Source organism: Mesorhizobium sp. M0663 (assembly GCF_040320585.1).
GTDB lineage: Bacteria > Pseudomonadota > Alphaproteobacteria > Rhizobiales > Rhizobiaceae > Mesorhizobium.
Window position 1 is genome coordinate 1 of sequence record NZ_JAMYPX010000007.1, and the last position, 15,638, is coordinate 15,638.

Sequence of the window (15,638 nt, forward strand, 5' to 3'; positions counted from 1 at the left end):
CTTCTCCAATGGGCTAAAACGCTTCCACGCCATCGCCGAGGGCTTCGCTCTTGCAAATCCAAACTAATCCCCGCCAAATCAGATGTGTGCGCACGCTAGCCCCCTGTGGGAGAAGGTGGCTCGGCGCGGAGCGCCGAGACGGTTGAGGGGTGTTGGACGGAGCGCCGCCGGTGCCAAGCTGGAGCACCCCTCATCCGACCGAGCTTCGCTCGGCCACCTTCTCCCACAAGGGGAGAAGGGAGGGCGCGACCTCAGCTCCTCAGCTACACCCGCTCGTGGCCCCGCAAGTATCGCACTTCTCGCAAGTCCCGTTCCGCACCATCGTGAAGTTGTGGCATTCCGAGCATTCGTTGCCGGTGTAGCCTTGCATCAGCGACTGCTGGCGCCGGTTGGCGGCAAGCGCTTTTGCTTCGGCTGCTTCCTTCGCCGCCTCGTCGGTGAACAGCTCCGTCGGGTCGGACGCTTCCGCGTAGACGATGTCCTCGACCAGTTCCCTGGCGCGCTCCTCGTAGTCGCGCTTGTAGGCGACGGCTTCGTCGCTTGCCGGTTTTAGCGTCAGCACGTTGGAGCCGGAGAAAGCGGTCGGGGCGGTACGGGCTGGAGTTCCGGAACCGGAACCCGCAAAGCCTTTCGGCTCGGCGCCCATGCCCGACACCAGCTTGACCGGCGAGGCGCCGCGGGTCAGGCCCTTGGAGAAGGGCGTCGCCTTGCCTTCATTGATGCCGCGTCCGAGTGCCGTCTTGTCGAAATCCGACTGGTCGACATGGGCGAGATCGTGGCGGCCGAGATAGGAGACAGCCAGTTCGCGGAACACGTAGTCGAGGATCGACGTGGCGTTCTTGATGGCGTCGTTGCCCTGCACCATGCCGGCCGGCTCGAACTTGGTGAAGGTGAAGGCCTCGACATATTCGTCGAGCGGCACGCCATATTGCAGGCCGAGCGAGATGGCGATAGCGAAGTTGTTCATCATCGCCCGGAAGGCGGCACCTTCCTTGTGCATGTCGATGAAGATCTCGCCGATACGGCCGTCATCAAACTCGCCAGTGCGCAGATAGACCTTGTGGCCGCCGACGACCGCCTTCTGGGTATAGCCCTTGCGGCGGTTCGGCAGTTTCTCGCGGTCGCGGTAGAGACGCTCGACGACGCGCTCGACGATCTTCTCGGTCACCTGCACGGCGCGCTGTGCGGCCGGCGCCGCGATCAGCTGCTCGATGGCTTCGTCCTCGTCGTCTTCGACGTCGGCAAGCAGCGAGGCGTTGAGCGGCTGCGACAGCTTCGAGCCGTCGCGATAGAGCGCGTTGGCCTTCAGCGCCAGCTTCCACGACAGCATGTAGGCGCCCTTGGCGTCTTCCACCGTCGCGTCGTTCGGCATGTTGATGGTCTTGGAGATGGCGCCGGAGATGAAGGGCTGCGCCGCCGCCATCATCATGATGTGGCTTTTGATCGACAGCGAACGCTTGCCGATCTTGCCGCACGGGCTGGCGCAGTCGAACACCGGCAGGTGTTCGGCCTTCAGGAACGGCGCGCCTTCCAGCGTCATCGCCCCGCAGACATGGATGTTGGCGGCCTCGATGTCCTTCTTCGAAAAGCCCAGCGCCGGCAGCATCTCGAACGAGAAATCATTGAGCTGCTCGTCGGTGAAGCCGAACGTCTCCTTCACCCAGTCAGCGCCCAGCGTCCACTGGTTGAAGACGAATTTGATGTCGAAGGCCGACTTCAGCGCGGCATTGAGTGCTGCGATCTTTTCGTCGGTAAAGCCTTTTGCCTTGAGCGAGCCGGGGTTGATGCCCGGCGCCTGGTTGAGATTGCCGTGGCCGACGGCATAGGCCTCGATCTCGGCGATCTGGGCCTCGGAATAGCCGAGCGTGCGCAGCGCTTCGGGCACCGCGCGGTTGATGATCTTGAAATAGCCGCCGCCGGCGAGCTTCTTGAATTTTACCAGCGCGAAGTCGGGCTCGATGCCGGTGGTGTCGCAATCCATCACCAGGCCGATCGTGCCGGTCGGCGCGATCACCGTTGCCTGCGCGTTGCGGTAGCCATGCTCCTCGCCGAGCTCGATGGCGCGGTCCCAGGCGGCCTTGGCATGGTCGGCAAGCTCCTGCTGCCTGAGATCGGAGGCGACCAGCGGCACCGGGTTGACGGCTAGCTTCTCGTAGCCGTCCCTTTCGCCATAGGCCGCGCGGCGGTGGTTGCGCATGACGCGCAGCATGTTCTGCGCGTTGCGGTCGTAGTCGGGGAAGGCGCCGAGCTCGGCGGCCATTTCGGCCGAAGTGGCATAGGCCGTGCCGGTCATGATCGCGGTGAGGGCGGCGCAGATGGCGCGGCCCTCGTCGGAATCATAGGGAATGCCCGAGGTCATCAGCAGGCCGCCGATATTGGCATAGCCGAGGCCGAGCGTGCGGTACTCGTAGGAAAGCTTGGCGATCTCCTTCGACGGGAACTGCGCCATCATGACGGAGATTTCCAGCACCATGGTCCACAGCCGCACCGTGTGCTCGTAGGCTGATATGTCGATCGTGCCGTCGGCATTGCGGTAGGGCAGAAGGTTGATCGAGGCCAGATTGCAGGCGGTGTCGTCGAGGAACATGTATTCCGAGCACGGGTTGGACGCCCGGATCGCACCGGCCGAGGCGCAGGTGTGCCAGTCGTTCATCGTCGTGTTGAAATGCAGGCCCGGATCGGCCGATGCCCAGGCGGCATAGCCGATCTTTTCCCAGAGATCGCGCGCCTTCAGCGTCTTCAGTACCTTGCCGTCCTTGCGGGCGGTGAGATGCCAGTCGCCGTCCTGCTCGACGGCGCGCAGGAAATCGTCCTTCAGCGACACCGAATTGTTGGAATTCTGGCCGGAAACCGTGAGATAGGCGTCCGAATCCCAGTCGGTGTCGTAGGTCTTGAACGACATCGAGGTGTAGCCCTGCTTTGCAAACTGGATGACGCGGTAGATGTAGTTCTCCGGCACCGCGTCCTTCTTGGCCGCCTTGATCTCGCGCTTCAGCGCGGTGTTGACCGCCGGGTCGAAGCAGTCGTCGCCATTGCCTTCGCAGTTGATGCAGGCCTTCATGATCGCTTCGAGATGCTTCTTGACGATCTTCGAGCCGGTGACCAGCGAGGCGACCTTCTGCTCCTCATTGACCTTCCAGTCGATGAATTCCTCGATATCGGGATGATCGGCGTCGACGATGACCATTTTCGCGGCGCGACGCGTCGTGCCGCCCGACTTGATGGCGCCCGCCGCGCGGTCGCCGATCTTGAGGAAGCTCATCAGCCCCGACGAACGACCGCCGCCCGACAGCTTTTCGCCTTCGCCGCGCAGGAACGAGAAGTTGGAGCCGGTGCCGGAGCCGTATTTGAACAGGCGCGCCTCACGCACCCACAGGTCCATGATGCCACCTTCATTGACGAGGTCGTCCTGCACGCCCTGGATGAAGCAGGCATGCGGCTGCGGATGCTCGTAGGAAGACTTCGACTTGGTCAGCTTGCCGGTGAACGGGTCGACATAGAAGTGGCCCTGGCTCGGGCCGTCGATGCCATAGGCCCAGTGCAGGCCGGTGTTGAACCATTGCGGCGAGTTCGGCGCGACGCGCTGGGTGGCCAGCATATAGGCGAGCTCGTCGCGGAAGGCGCTCGCGTCTTCCTCCGACTTGAAGTAGCCGCCCTTCCAGCCCCAATAGGTCCAGGTACCGGCAAGCCGGTCGAAGACCTGGCGGGCGTCGGTCTCGGAACCGTAGCGCTCGGCTTCCGGCAGCTTGGCCAGTTCAGCCTCGTCGGCGACCGAGCGCCACAGGAAGGAGGGGACTTGCGTCTCTTCGACCTTCTTCAGCCGTGCGGGAACACCCGCCTTGCGGAAATATTTCTGCGCCAGGATATCGGCGGCAACCTGGGAGAACTGCGCCGGCACGTCGATGTTGTCCAAGCGGAACACCACCGAGCCATCCGGATTCTTGATCTCCGAAAGCGCCTTGCGGAATTCGATCTCCGAATAGGCAGATTGTCCTGGTTTGGTGAAACGACGCTCGATGCGCATTGGTCCGGTCCCTTTTGTCTACATATAGCGCTTTTCCCAGAGGATTTCTGCCCTCTTGACGAAACGCGCATGTCCGCCGCCTGCCGGCGTTCGAAAACCGCCGGCTCTCATCTTCACAGGCTCCGCCGCCCTGCCGGTCAAACCTCTCGCGAGGCCGCTGTCCAACGCGCTCACGGACCCTGTGGGTCCCTCAAAACTGAAAACTTTTTGTAACGCCCTCGATCGAGGGAAATTTACATTATCTAGCGTCGAACCTACCTGCAAACACTAAATATAGTATTAACAGACAATTTATTCAAGTCCGACAATCCTCCCCTTTCGCCACCCAAGGCTTCAAAATCCCACGCCTTCGCCGGCCTCGTAAACAGGCGGGAATGCGGCTCAAAACGCACATATTCCGGGAAAAAGACCGGCCTCGAAACTTTTCCGGTCGCACTCTCAACAGGAGCGCATGGCCTATAAAAGGCGACTCGTTTTGCGGCGTCAAGGATTCGTTTGCGTAGCTTTTATGACCCCCACATCTTGTGTGTCACACATGTGGATAACGGGGATAGAAGCGGAGCGCAAGGAAGGGTCGGCTCTGGGTGGAGGCGCTTCGGCAACGACGTTCCACAGCACCTGAGCGATAGGCTATGCGCGACTGAGACTCAGGAGAACCGATGCGGATCCGCGCAGAAATGGGCGATGATCTGGCTGAGGTCGGGTTCGTTGACCATGCGCACAGCCTCGGCGGCGCTGACCCACTTGCGGGTGCGTGCCCGCTTTTCCTTCCACCGGTCGGCGACCTTGTCGACCTGCAGCGGGAAGACCAGCACCTCGCACGGCACTTCCTCGCCGGAATCCAGCAGCTTGGCATAGAAATAGCGGCCGGCCTCGTGATGCGAGATCGTGCCGCGCAGCCCGGCCTCCTCGCCGGCTTCGCGTGCCGCCGCCTCGCAAAGCGGCTCCTTCGCTTCCGGCCAGCCCTTGGGAAGCACCCAACGGCCGGTATCGCGGCTGGTGATCAGCATGATTTCGACGCCGTCGCCGCTATCGCGCCAGGGCAGCGCTGCAACCTGCAGGCGGGACGGCACCGCGCCGAAGAGTCGCCGGACCCTTTCGGCCTTATGGTCGTGCGTCGTTGGCCTCGTCAACATCGGAGAAGCTTGCCCCAGCTTCCAGAATCATTTGCCGTCTCACGAATCTTACGGCTAATTATAAGCAATGAAAGTAAAAAATGTTTCACGGATCGGCCAGATTCCGTCAATCTGCGCCGATCTCAGCCTAATGGCGCGACTGCAGCAGCGTCGCGCCACGCCTTTATCGGTGTGCGGAGGTCCCCTGGGCGGACTCGGTGCATCAAGCGGCGTTGCCGCGAATCAGCCGGCGTGGTCGTCGGCGATCGGCTTCTGGTAGGTGAAGCCCATGTCCCAGGGGAAATAGATCCAGGTGTCCTGACTGACCTCGGTGACGAAAGTGTCAACCATCGGCCTGCCTTTCGGCTTGGCATAGACGGTGGCGAAATGCGCCTTGGGCATCATCGCGCGCACGATGCCCGCCGTCTTGCCGGTGTCGGTGAGGTCGTCGATGATCAGCACGCCGGCCCCGTCATCGGCGAGCAGCGCCGGCGTGACCTCCTTCAGCACCTGCAATTGCCCCTGGCTGGTATAATCGTGGTAGGAGGCGACGCAGACCGTCTCGATGATGCGGATGCCAAGCTCGCGCGAAATGATGGCGGCCGGAACCAGGCCGCCGCGCGTGATGCAGACGATCGCCTTCCATTGCCCCTTGTTGGCGCCGGCAAGCCGCCAGGCGAGCGCGCGCGCATCGCGGTGGAACTGGTCCCAGGAGACCGGGAAGGCTTTTTCGGGCAGGGACATCTTTCGCGCACTCCGTAAAGCGCGCATCGCGCGCAGACACCTATGGAATGCGCGCGGAATTAACTGGAAAGGCTTGGCTTTGGCAAGGGCGCGGCAAAGCTATTGTCCTGCCAGCTATCCCTGTGAACCTACCGCGACAGGAAAGCCGCCACCGGGGCGGTGCGCAGCACCGTTCGCGTCACCCCGCCGAACAGCAGCTGGCGCAGCCAGGAATGGCTGTAGGCGCCGAGCACGAGCAGGTCCGCACCCGACTCGGCGACCCTGGTCTGGATGATGTCGTCAACGGAAGCGCCGCCGGACCTCAGCACTGAGACGCTGACGGTCGCGCCATGCCTGGACAGCGAGGCGGCGATCTCTGCGCCGGCTGTTTCCGGCGCCTCGTCGAGCGTATCCGGCGGGTCGATGACGACGATGTCCGTCTTCTCGGCCTCGATGATGAAGGGCAGGGCATCGAAGGCCGCGCGCGCGGCTTCCTTGCTGCCGTTCCAGGCGAGCAGCACGTGCTTGAAGCTGGTGACGAGGGGACCCGAATGCGGCACCACCAGCACCGGCCGGCCGGCATCGTAGACCAGCGTGTCGACGTCGGCGCTCGGATCGCTGCCCGATTCGCGCTGCGCGGCGATGATCAGGTCCGCGGTGCGAACGGTCGAGATGCCGGTCAGCGCACTGTCGCCGGAAAAACTCTCGAGACTGCGCCACTCGAACGACAGGCCGGAATCCTCGATGCGCCTGTGAAAGGCGGCCTGCAACTTCTCGGCGCGCTCCCGGTTCATATCGGCGGAAACCTGCAGGAACTCGGTGTCCGGAAAGCCGGTGGCAGAGGTGTAGGGCACGGGCAGCGCCTCGGCATGGATGCCGATCAGATGGCTCTGGAATCGGCCGGCCAGCGGGATCGCGCAGTCGAGGACGCGCTCGGCATCCTGTTCATTCTGCAATATGGCGACGATGGTCTTGAAGCGCATGGCAGTCCCTCACTTCTTACGGCGATCCCACTCGTGACAAACGTCACTGCGCGATGCTGGTTCCGTCAGGCCGGCCGATCAGCCCACTCGGCTTGCCTTGATCAAGCCCGCCACCATAGCCTCTACGTCGGCGCGTGCGGAGTCCAGCGCCTGCTGGCTGCGGGCGCGCACCACCAGTTCCGTCCAGAACTTGCCGTCGCCATATTTCGGGTAGGAGCCGATGATCGTGTCCGGATGCGCCTTCTGGATGTCGCCCAGCGGCCCGCCGATCAGGCCTTCGCCGAACGGGCATTCCACGGTTGCTGACAGCATTTTGGTGCCGGCCCGCAATGTCGGCACGACATTGTCGAGCATCGCCTGGAAAATCGCCGGCACGCCGGCCATGACATGGACGTTGCCAATGCGAAAGCCCGGCGCAACCGACACTGGATTATCGATGTGGTCTGCCCCGCGCGGCATCCGCGCCATGCGCTTGCGCGCTTCGGTGTATTCGATGCCGCGGGCGGCGTAGCTTGCCTCCAGCAGGGCGTAGGCCTTGGCGTCGTATTCGCATGGCACGCCAAAGGCCTTGGCAACCGAATCGGCGGTGATGTCGTCATGCGTCGGGCCGATGCCGCCGGTGGTGAAGACATAAGTATAGCGGGTGCGCAGCGCATTCACCGCAGCGACGATCTCGTCTTCCTCGTCCGCAACGATGCGCACTTCCTTCAGGTCGATGCCGATCGCCGTCATGATGTCGGCGAGGTGGCCGATGTTCTTGTCCTTGGTGCGGCCGGACAGAATCTCGTCGCCGATGACGAGCATGGCGGCGGTGACGATTTCGGTCATGACTGGCTCCGGCAAACGGGTCGCTTGAGATAGCGCGGCAAACGGCCGGCGGCAATGCCGCCAAACGACGGATCTACCTGTGCCACCTCCCTTGCAGTGCACCCGTCGGCGGGTGATGCTGCGTGCCGGTTTGGAGCCTGAGCAAGACATGCCGGCATCGATTCTGCTATGGCTACCCGGCGCGCTGTTTCTGCTGGCGCTCGTTGTGGCAGCCTATCCGATGCTGGCGACGCTGCGGATCGCGGCGAAGGCCGAAAGGCTGGTGCCGGCCAGTGGCAAATTCATCGAGATCGACGGCAACCGCATCCATTATGTCGAGACGGGCGAGGGGCGGCCGATCGTCTTCCTGCACGGCCTCGGCGCGCAGCTTCATCAATTCGGCCACACGCTGTTCGGGCGGTTCGGCCCGAACTATCGGCTGATCGCGCTCGACCGTCCGGGCTCCGGCTATTCGGTGCGGGCCAGGGGCGCCAGCGGACGGCTGCCCGAGCAGGCCGAGATCGTGCGGCATTTTATCGACGCGCTTGGGCTGGAAAAGCCTCTGGTCGTCGGTCATTCGCTGGGTGGCGCCATCGCGCTGACGCTGGCTATCGAGCATCCAGAGGCGATTTCCGGCATCGCCTTGCTGGCACCGCTGACCCATCTGGAGCCGGACGCGCGCGAGAAGTTCGGCCCGCTGTACATTAAGTCGCCGCTGCGGCGCCGGATCATGGCTCATACGGTGGCGATCCCGGCGGCTCTCAAATATGCGGAAGCGACGCTTGCCTTCATCTTCGCGCCGCAGACGGCGCCGGCCGACTATATGGTCGAGGGCGGCGGCTGGTGCGGGCTGAGGCCAAGCCATTTCTATGCAACGTCGACCGATGTCGTGGCCATCGAGCACGACCTTGGCCGCATCGAGCAACGCTATCGCGAGATCACCATGCCGGCCGGCATTCTGTTTGGTGCTTCCGATCTCGTGCTGGGCATCGATATTCAAGGCTGGCCGGTGATGGAAAAGATCAGGGGGCTGCATTTCGAGCCTGTCGAGGGGCTTGGTCACATGCCGCAATTCGTCGAGCCGGAACGGGTCGTCGCTTTCATAGAACGCATTGCCGACCGCGCATTTGCGCCGAAGTCCGACACCGGCAGCTGACACCCTCCCGGAACGTAGCCTCGGCCGGCAGGATGCCTACCCCAGGCATTCCCGGCCGCCGGGAATACCTCCGAACCCAATCACGATGCTGGCTATTCCTTCACGGCTCCGGTCATCGAGGAAACATAGTGCTCGACAAAGAACGAATAGAGCACCACGACCGGCAGCGAGCCGATCAGCGCTCCCGCCATCAGCGCCCCCCATTCATAGACGTCCGAGCGCACGAGCTCGGTGAGCACGCCGACCGGCACAGTCTTGTTTTCGGACGACTGGATGAAGGTCAAGGCGTAGATAAACTCGTTCCATGACAGGGTGAATGCGAAGATGCCGGCGGAAATCAGGCCCGGCACCGATAGCGGCAGCACGATCTTGGTGAGGATCTGCCAACGGCTCGCCCCGTCGATCAGCGCGCATTCTTCCAGCTCGAACGGGATCGAGCGGAAATAACCCATCAGCAGCCATGTGCAGAACGGGATCAGGAAGGTCGGATAGGTGAGGATGAGCGCGAACGGCGTGTCGTAAAGCCCAAGGTTGAACACCATCACCGACAGCGGAATGAACAGGATCGAAGGCGGCACGAGATAGGCGAGGAACACCGCGAGGCCGACCTGCCGCGCCCCGGAGAACCTCAAGCGTTCGATCGCATAGGCAGCGAACACCGCAGCCAGCAGCGACAGGAACGTGGCGGCGGTCGAGATGATGATCGTGTTGAGCAGCCAGCCCGGATAAGACGTCTCGAAGAGCAGGTAGCGGATATGCTCGAGCGTCGGATGCACCACCCAGAACGGATTGAAATTGGCGTAGTCGGTCATCTCGAGGTTGGGCTTAACCGCCGTGATCGTCATCCAGTAGAACGGAAACAACAGCACGATGACGAAGATCAGCAACGGCAGGTAGACCGTCACCACGCGGCGCGGCAAACTCTGCAGGTAGCCCATGCCGCCTTCGTCGAGTTCCGGGCGTTTGCTCGTTTCGATCGCGGTCATGTCAATCTCCGCCGCCCTGCTGCCATTTGCGACGCTGCAGGCCAAAATAGCTGAACAGGATCGCCGCGAGCAGGAACGGGATCATGGCAACTGCGATCGCGGCGCCTTCGCCAAGCTGGCCTCCGGAAATGCCGCGCTGGAACGACAGCGTCGCCATCAGATGCGTGGCGTTCACCGGCCCGCCGCGCGTCAGCACATAGATCAGCTGGAAATCGGTGAAGGTGAACAGCACCGAAAACGTCATGGTGATGGCGATGATCGGCGTCAGCAGCGGCAGCGTCACATAGCGGAACAATTGCCAGCGGCTGGCGCCGTCGAGCGTGGCGGCCTCGTAGAGCGACTGCGGAATCGTCTGCAGGCCGGCAAGCAGCGTGATCGCTACGAAAGGAATGCCGCGCCAGACATTGGCGGCGATGACCGAAGCCCGCGCATTCTCGGGATCGCCGAGGAAGTTGATGCGATGGTCGATCAGGCCCATTTCCATAAGCGCCCAGGACAGGATCGAGAATTGCGAATCGTAGATCCACCAGAAGGCGATCGCCGACAGCACCGTCGGCACCACCCAGGGCAGCAGGACGATCGCGCGGAAGAACGACTTGAACGGCAGGTTCTGGTTGAGGATAAGCGCCAGCCACAGGCCGAGCGCAAACTTCAGGATCGAGGCGCTGATCGTGTAGAGCAAGGTGTTGAAGACGGAGAGCCAGAAGACCGCGTCATCCCACAGATATTCATAGTTCTCGAAGCCGATGAAGATGCCGGGGCGGCCGATGCGGGCATCGGTGAAGCCGAGCCAGACGCCGAGCCCGAGCGGATAGGTCAGGAAGACCAGCAGCAGCGCCGCCGCCGGCAGCATGAAGCCGAAGCCAAGCGCGTTATGACTTTCGGACACGAACGCTAGAATGCGCGACAGCGTCGACCGGCGTGGCTGAACGGCAGCGGAGGTCACGGCCATGGGTCGGCTCCTCTAAGGTCTCATTGAACGGCCGGGCGGCCATGCGCGATTCGAAGCCGGGCAGCATGGCTGCCCGGCTGAACCTGGCTCAAACGCGATAGTAACGGTTTGCGCGCTTCTCGGCTTCTTCCATCGCTTCTTGCGGCGTCGCCTGGCCTGTCACCGCCTTGGCGAACATGTCGACCAGCACATAGTCGGCCATGGTCGCTGCCGAGGCATAGCCAAGCGGGCCGGCATAGCCGTTGGGCCGCAGCGTCGCCGAGGCCTTGGCGTAGGCGGCATTGTTCGGATCGGCCGTCCACACCGGGTTGTTGTCGAAGGCTTTGAGCGTCTGGCAGCAATAGCCTGCCGACGACGTGATCCACTGCGACATTTGCGGATCCTCGAACATGAACTGCAGGTAGGCCTTGGCGGCGTTGGGGTAGGGCGTGTAGTCGAAGATCACGGCCGTGGTCACCTGGAACAGCTCGACGGATTTTCCGACCGGGCCGATCGGCAGGTTGGTGGTGCGGATGTCCTTGGCTATCTCAGTGAGCTTCGGATCCTTGTCCTTGTTGATCTTGGCGGTGTTGTAGGCGGAAATGCCGTTGGCGATGACGCTCAATTGCCCGGCCAGGAAGGCGCGGTTGTTGTTGACGTCGAGCCAGCTTTCGGTGCCGGGAATGAAGGTCTTGTAGAGTTGCTGCGCGTATTCGATCGCCTTGAGCGTCTCGGGGCTGTTGATCGTCACCTTGCCGCTCTCGTCGACCATCTGACCGCCATGGCTCCATAGCAGCCAGTGAGCGTAGTTGTTGCCGTCGCCGACGCCGTGGCCATGCGTGAAGCCGGCCGGGTGCCCCTTTGCCTGCAATGCCTTGCAAAGCTCGAGCAGGCCCGCCGTGTCCTTCGGAAATTCGGAGAAGCCGGCCTCCTTCACCCAGCTTTCGCGATAGACGATGGCATTGCCGATGGTCGCCAGCGGCAGGCCGAGGAATTTGCCTTGCCGTGTCGCATATTGGTGCGGTCCATCGTGCCAGCCGCCATATTTCGAGCCGAGATATTCGCCCAGTTCCGTCACGTCGTGCAGCTTGTCGGGATATTGGTGCGGGTCGTCGAACCAGACGAACATCAGGTCCGGGCCGGAGCCGACATTGGCGGCGACCGCCGCCTTGGGGCGGATGTCCTCCCAGCTTTCCTTGTCGACGCGGACCTCGACACCGGTCGCTTCGGTAAAGCGCTTGGTGTTGGCCAGCCATTGATCCTCGTCGCCCTGCACGAAAGGCGACCAGCGCAACAGCCTGAGCTTGGCGCCGTCCTCGGGCTTGTATTTCAACCCCTCCTGGGCAAAGGCGGGAGAGCCGATGAGCCGGCTTCCCAAGGCTCCCGCCGCCGCACCGGCGGTGGTGCGGATCACGTCACGTCTGGTGAATTTCATGCTCGCTTCCTCCTGCTTATTGTCCTTGCCGTCCTACTGCCCGATGGGTGTTTCGAACCGCTGTCCGGTTTTGCCGTGAAAGAGATGGATGAGGCCAGGCTCGGCCGTAAGCCGGATGGTTTCGCCTGGCGTGAAGGAATGGCGTTCCCGGAAGTTTGCGACGATCTCCTCGCCGCCGGCGGTGCGGCCGATGAGCTGCACTTCGGACCCTGTCGGCTCGACCACCACGACGGTGACCGGGATGCCCTGATGGTCGGACAGCCGTAAATGCTCGGGCCGTATCCCCAGCACGACCGGCTCACCATTGCCGATGGAAAGTGCCGAGGCCAACGGGACCGAAATCCCTCCGGCGCCGCGAAATGACGGCGAGCCGTCGCTTACGATCTCGCCCCTGAGCATGTTCATGGCGGGCGAGCCGATGAAGCTGGCGACAAAGAGATTGTTCGGCCGGTCGTACAGCTCGAGCGGCGGCCCGATCTGCTCGACGATGCCGTCATGCATGACGACGATCTTGTCGGCCATGGTCATCGCCTCGATCTGGTCGTGGGTGACGTAGACCGTCGTCGTCTTCAGGCGCTGGTGCAGTTCCTTGATCTCGGCGCGCATCTGCACCCGGAGCTTGGCATCGAGATTGCTGAGCGGCTCGTCGAACAGGAAGACCTGCGGGTCGCGTACGATCGCCCGGCCCATGGCGACGCGCTGGCGCTGGCCGCCGGAAAGCTGGCGCGGATAGCGGTCGAGCAGCGGCACCAGTCCCAGGATTTCGGCCGCGCGCCGCACGCCGGCATCGCTCTCCGTCTTGGGAACGCCCTTGAGCATCAGCGAGAACGCCATGTTCTCGGCGACCGTCATATGCGGGTAGAGCGCATAGTTCTGGAAGACCATGGCGACGTCGCGCTCCTTTGGCGCAACGTTGTTGACGACACGTTTGCCGATCGCGATCTGGCCGCGCGAGATCTTTTCCAGGCCGGCGATCATCCTGAGAAGGGTCGACTTTCCGCAACCCGAAGGACCGACCAGCGTGACGAACTCGCCGTCGTCTATATCGACGCTGACCCCGTGCAGGACCTCGACGGTCCCAAATGATTTGTAGACATCGCCGATCGCGACAGACGCCATCGATCTCCTCCCGATTGATTCCCGCAACGACTTCGAAGGAAACCGCTTTCCTGCCTGGACCGCGACAGCGCCCAGGCTCCTCTCCGGTCACGCGCGATGTGAGACGGTAGCGCTACCAAACCGACCTGTAAAGCAGCCCGGCATCACCTGGATATCGACACACCCTAATCCGAAACCTCCGTCTGCGGCCGGTCGCGGCCATCTGCGAGCTCGTCGTGCCATTTGCCGTCGGCGTCCTCGTACTGGATGCCGTCGGTATTGCCGGCGACCTGCTGTTCGGCCGAAGCGATCTCGGCGGCGCGCAACGCGTCCTGATGGGTTGGGAACGTTTCGGAGAATGTCGAGCCGACCTTGTAGGCCCAGCCTCCGTCATGCTCGACGATCTTGTAGGTCAGTTTCGCCATGAAACCCTCCGGTTGAAAGCCCGTTGCCTCAATGCAGCCTATCGTCGGCCAGTCTGTCGTCTGGCAGCCTGTCGTCTGTGACCAGCACGTCCGATTCCCTGGCGGCTTCGATCAGTGCCCGGCGCGCATCCGCCGTCGAACGATAACCTTCCAGCACTTTTAGGCAAGTGTCGAGGGCATCACGATGACGCGGCCCGCGATTGAGTGGCCAGACCGTCATCAGGCACTCCGCCGCCTCCTGGGCGCTGCGGATCTGCCGATATTTGCCGACATGGCCGAGTTCGACCACGACCGGCTTTTCAAATGGCTTGCTGTCCATCATCGCCGCCAACGCGGAGCGGCCGATTTGGTTGCAACTGCTATTTTAGCTCAGGCGAAAATAGCTCAATAGCCGCAGTCGTTGCGCAGCCAGCGTGCATTCGCCCAGCCGGTGCGGCCGCCGAAATCGACCTTGTACCAGCTTCCGCGGCGGTCGAAGATCTCGGTTTGGTCGCCGTTGAATAATTGCCCGATCATGCGCGACGACGAGTTCGGTCGGGCTCGAACGGCGAGAAAGCCGCTTCCCGTCGCCAGATTGTAGTGCCTGGAAAGGCCGTGCACCGTGCCTTCGCAATATTGCGCCCCAGCCGGCGTCGATGCGGCGAACGACAGCCCGGCCAACACCGCGGCAGCAGCGCAATGGAATTCCCCCTGAACGACATGTCTCTGCTCCCCCAACCCGCCGCGCCCAGCCGCGGTCCCGGCCACCCTACACCGGCAGAGGATCAAAGCGAAGCTGTGATGCCCCGCCCAGCGAGGTGAGAACCGGCCCCTTCAGTTCGCCGCCTTCATCCAATGCTGCATCGTTGTCACCGAGCGGGCAAGCTGCGGCGCCGGGTGGATTTCTTCGCCAAAGGTGGCCGCGGCGCGCCAGCCCCAGCGCGGATCGGCGAGGAAGGCGCGCGCCAGCGCCACCATGTCGGCGCGCCCGTCGGCGACGATCGCCTCGGCCTGTTTCGGATCGTCGATCAGGCCGACGGCCCGCGTCGGGATGCCGACGGCCTTGCGCACCGCTTCGGCCAGATGAACCTGGTAGCCGGGCCCGGAGGGCAGCTTCTGCAACGGTGAATTGCCGCCGCTCGAGCAGCAGAGATAGGCGACGCCGGCTTCCTTCAGCGCTTTTGCCACTTCGATCGCATCCTCGACCTCGAAGCCGCCATCGACCCATTCCTTAATCGACAGCCGCGCGCCCAGCATCAGCCTGGGCACCGCCTTCTTCACCGCCTTGGCGATCTCGACGGCGAAACGCATGCGGTTTTCCAGCGAGCCGCCCCAGCGGTCGGTGCGCCGGTTGGAGAGCGGCGACAGGAACTGGAAGATCAGATAGCCATGCGCGGCATGCAGCTCGATGAAGTCGAAGCCGGCGCGCTCGGCCCGCCGTGCCGCTTCTGCGAAGCGTTCGATGATTTGCAGGATCTCGTCGTCCTCCAGCGCCCGCGGCACCTGCCAGCCGGTGTCGTAGGCGATGGCCGAGGCCGACACGATCGGCCACGGATCTTGATCGGCATACAGCGGGCCGCCGCCCTCCCAGGGTTTGCGGTTCGAGGCCTTGCGGCCGGCATGGGCAAGCTGCGTGCCGAATTTCGTGCCCGGCGCGGCGACCCGCTTGGCTGCATCCAGCGTGCGTCGCGCGGCCGCCTCGTTGTCCTCGGAATAGAGGCCGAGACAGCCATGCGAGATGCGGCCGCGCCGTTCGACATCGGTCATCTCGACCGTGACCATGCCGGCGCCCGACATCGCCAGGTTCATCCAGTGATAGAGGTGCCAATCGCTGGCCGAGCCGTCCTCGGCCGAATACTGGCACATCGGCGCGACCGCGATGCGGTTGGGGAAGGTCAGGCCGTCGAGGGTGATCGGCTGGAAAAGCGATGAGGTCATAAAAAACTCCGGAAAGGGTTGCCGCTATTTATGCAGCC

Annotated in this window: 14 protein-coding genes; 1 reads left to right on the top strand and 13 read right to left on the bottom strand. The window is 63.1% G+C overall.

Annotated elements, in window-relative coordinates:
• Nucleotides 1-259: 259 nt before the first annotated feature.
• The 5 genes from NKI54_RS15180 to NKI54_RS15200 all read right to left on the bottom strand — a co-directional run bounded on the left by NKI54_RS15180 (nucleotide 260) and on the right by NKI54_RS15200 (nucleotide 7,673).
• Nucleotides 260-4,024, bottom strand: a complete 3,765-nt coding sequence (locus NKI54_RS15180) for a vitamin B12-dependent ribonucleotide reductase (protein ID WP_352637027.1) — start codon at nucleotides 4,022-4,024, stop codon at nucleotides 260-262.
• A 647-nt stretch (nucleotides 4,025-4,671) separates the two neighbouring features.
• Nucleotides 4,672-5,160 (bottom strand): NUDIX hydrolase, encoded by a 489-nt coding sequence (locus tag NKI54_RS15185; RefSeq protein WP_352691842.1) that lies wholly within the window; start codon nucleotides 5,158-5,160, stop codon nucleotides 4,672-4,674.
• Nucleotides 5,161-5,382: 222 nt separating this feature from the next.
• Nucleotides 5,383-5,883: a xanthine phosphoribosyltransferase gene (gpt, locus tag NKI54_RS15190; RefSeq protein WP_023674762.1), complete on the bottom strand. Its 501-nt coding sequence runs from the start codon at nucleotides 5,881-5,883 to the stop codon at nucleotides 5,383-5,385.
• A 128-nt stretch (nucleotides 5,884-6,011) separates the two neighbouring features.
• Complete coding sequence (locus tag NKI54_RS15195) at nucleotides 6,012-6,845, bottom strand: universal stress protein (protein ID WP_023674763.1); 834 nt, start codon at nucleotides 6,843-6,845, stop codon at nucleotides 6,012-6,014.
• 78 nt (nucleotides 6,846-6,923) lie between these two features.
• Nucleotides 6,924-7,673, bottom strand: a complete 750-nt coding sequence (locus NKI54_RS15200; protein WP_352570874.1) for a competence/damage-inducible protein A — start codon at nucleotides 7,671-7,673, stop codon at nucleotides 6,924-6,926.
• Nucleotides 7,674-7,821: 148 nt separating this feature from the next.
• Between NKI54_RS15200 and NKI54_RS15205 the strand changes: the two genes are divergently transcribed.
• Nucleotides 7,822-8,808, top strand: coding sequence for an alpha/beta fold hydrolase (locus NKI54_RS15205; RefSeq protein ID WP_352623607.1), 987 nt, complete (start codon nucleotides 7,822-7,824; stop codon nucleotides 8,806-8,808).
• A gap of 92 nt (nucleotides 8,809-8,900) precedes the next feature.
• On the opposite strand, the gene NKI54_RS15210 is transcribed toward NKI54_RS15205, so the two are convergent.
• The 8 genes from NKI54_RS15210 to NKI54_RS15245 form a co-directional block, all read right to left on the bottom strand.
• Nucleotides 8,901-9,794 carry a carbohydrate ABC transporter permease gene (locus tag NKI54_RS15210; RefSeq protein ID WP_023674766.1) on the bottom strand — a complete coding sequence of 298 codons (894 nt, stop codon included), beginning with the start codon at nucleotides 9,792-9,794 and terminating at the stop codon, nucleotides 8,901-8,903.
• A 1-nt stretch (nucleotide 9,795) separates the two neighbouring features.
• Nucleotides 9,796-10,647 carry a carbohydrate ABC transporter permease gene (locus NKI54_RS15215; protein ID WP_502896011.1) on the bottom strand — a complete coding sequence of 284 codons (852 nt, stop codon included), beginning with the start codon at nucleotides 10,645-10,647 and terminating at the stop codon, nucleotides 9,796-9,798.
• Between the two features lie 187 nt (nucleotides 10,648-10,834).
• Nucleotides 10,835-12,160, bottom strand: coding sequence for an ABC transporter substrate-binding protein (locus NKI54_RS15220; protein WP_352691844.1), 1,326 nt, complete (start codon nucleotides 12,158-12,160; stop codon nucleotides 10,835-10,837).
• Between the two features lie 33 nt (nucleotides 12,161-12,193).
• Nucleotides 12,194-13,279 carry an ABC transporter ATP-binding protein gene (locus NKI54_RS15225; RefSeq protein ID WP_023674769.1) on the bottom strand — a complete coding sequence of 362 codons (1,086 nt, stop codon included), beginning with the start codon at nucleotides 13,277-13,279 and terminating at the stop codon, nucleotides 12,194-12,196.
• Nucleotides 13,280-13,443: 164 nt separating this feature from the next.
• Complete coding sequence (locus tag NKI54_RS15230; protein ID WP_023674770.1) at nucleotides 13,444-13,683, bottom strand: DUF2188 domain-containing protein; 240 nt, start codon at nucleotides 13,681-13,683, stop codon at nucleotides 13,444-13,446.
• A gap of 28 nt (nucleotides 13,684-13,711) precedes the next feature.
• Nucleotides 13,712-14,005, bottom strand: coding sequence for a DUF982 domain-containing protein (locus tag NKI54_RS15235; RefSeq protein ID WP_031211240.1), 294 nt, complete (start codon nucleotides 14,003-14,005; stop codon nucleotides 13,712-13,714).
• Between the two features lie 62 nt (nucleotides 14,006-14,067).
• Nucleotides 14,068-14,400, bottom strand: a complete 333-nt coding sequence (locus NKI54_RS15240) for an SH3 domain-containing protein (RefSeq protein WP_352646779.1) — start codon at nucleotides 14,398-14,400, stop codon at nucleotides 14,068-14,070.
• Between the two features lie 96 nt (nucleotides 14,401-14,496).
• Complete coding sequence (locus NKI54_RS15245) at nucleotides 14,497-15,600, bottom strand: NADH:flavin oxidoreductase/NADH oxidase (protein WP_352646777.1); 1,104 nt, start codon at nucleotides 15,598-15,600, stop codon at nucleotides 14,497-14,499.
• Nucleotides 15,601-15,638: the final 38 nt, after the last annotated feature.